At 40.9% G+C, this 381-nt stretch carries 2 protein-coding genes; both read left to right on the top strand.

The annotated features are described in order from the left end of the window. Positions 1–19 precede the first annotated feature (19 nt). Positions 20–106 (top strand): RagB/SusD family nutrient uptake outer membrane protein, encoded by an 87-nt coding sequence (locus ASC50_RS08605; protein ID WP_226995422.1) that lies wholly within the window; start codon positions 20–22, stop codon positions 104–106. A 70-nt stretch (positions 107–176) separates the two neighbouring features. Further along, positions 177–381, top strand: a 205-nt coding sequence (locus ASC50_RS05485) for a hypothetical protein (protein ID WP_226995421.1), incomplete at its 3' end; no start/stop codon positions are given.

Here is a 381-nt window from a genome sequence, read left to right as displayed (position 1 = left end):
GAAACTTTGTCAGCCTCGCATGTTTACCCTGCGCGATTGCCTTTGGCCTATTCCTACGGGGGAATTGACTAAAAATAAGGAGCTTATTCAAAATCCGGGATGGTAGATATTAGAGTTTAGATATTAGAGTTTAGAGTTTAGAGTTTAGATATTATAAAATTTAAAAATTATAGATTATGAATAATTTTAGGAAAATGGCAATTTTATTGCTTCTTGGAGTGGGAGGTTTTTATTCCTGCGCGGAGGGGGAACGGTTTGGGATTTCTTCGGATGATACTACTCCGCCGACGCCTCCTGTGTTTGACAGTGTGCGGCCGCTTGAGGGTGGGGCGGAGTTTTTTTACAAAATCCCCAGCGATGAGGATTTGATAAGTATTGAAG

The organism is Candidatus Symbiothrix dinenymphae, assembly GCF_001431085.1.
Note: the sequence above shows the minus strand (reverse complement) of the source record. Positions and strands in the feature narration are given on the sequence as shown.